The organism is Lentzea flava, assembly GCF_014648475.1.
In the GTDB taxonomy this organism is placed as follows: domain Bacteria; phylum Actinomycetota; class Actinomycetes; order Mycobacteriales; family Pseudonocardiaceae; genus Lentzea; species Lentzea flava.
Genome location: NZ_BMRE01000149.1, coordinates 1 through 864 on the forward strand (window position 1 = coordinate 1; position 864 = coordinate 864).

Sequence of the window (864 nt, forward strand, 5' to 3'; positions counted from 1 at the left end):
CACCTTCGAAGACTGCCGCACCGGCTTCGCCCGCGGCGCCCGCTCACCACCCCGGCGACCCCCGCCAGCACGCCTCCGCCCAGCACCAGCACCCACCACCACCGCGGACGACCCCCCCGCACCCTCACCCTCATCAACCACCTCCTGCCCGACATCACCCCCGCCAGGCAAAACCTCACCCCACCCATCCGAAATAGACACCGGCGGCTCACCCCCACCACCCCCAACCTCACCCCCAGCCCCCTCCTCCCCCTGCCCAGCACCAGGCGACAACGGGGGCGGAGTAACAAAACCAAAGACAGACAACGAAGCCGGACCAAATATCAACGACGGATCCACCCCACCACCCACTTCCCCACCACCCACTTCCCCACCATCCAACTCCCCACCACCCACTTCCCCACCATCCAGCTGCCAACCGCCCAACTCCCAGCTGTCAGGACCCGCCACGTCCGGCGGCGCCGACTCCAAGGCCCCAAAATCCCAACCACCCTCGGACTCGGCCATGGCCACGGCATCAGCCAACCCACCCTGTTCGGGATCCGCCCGCAGGCCGGCGGAACTGGCGACATCGCCGGCACCGGACTCCTCCACCGCACCCGGCAGAGCCTCCCACCAATTCCGCACCGCGCTTTCGGTGAGCAGGCCGTCGGACAACAGCGCGACACTCGCCGGGCTGTGACGATCATCAGCCCTGCCCACACCAAGCCTGCTCGCCACCTCACCAATGCTCCTACCGCGCAAACCATTGGCCCAGTCAACCAACAGGCCGTGCAGATACGAGGACACAGGATCGGATTTTCTACGTGGAAGCGAGATCGGGTGACCCTCGTTCTGCAGAACGATCAGATTACCCCGCTGAGT

The 864-nt window shown here is 66.4% G+C and carries 1 protein-coding gene; it reads left to right on the forward strand.

From position 1 onward, the window contains the following. Positions 1–678: 678 nt before the first annotated feature. On the forward strand, positions 679–864 hold a 186-nt coding region (locus tag IEZ09_RS47325), incomplete at its 3' end, for a hypothetical protein (RefSeq protein WP_229813577.1).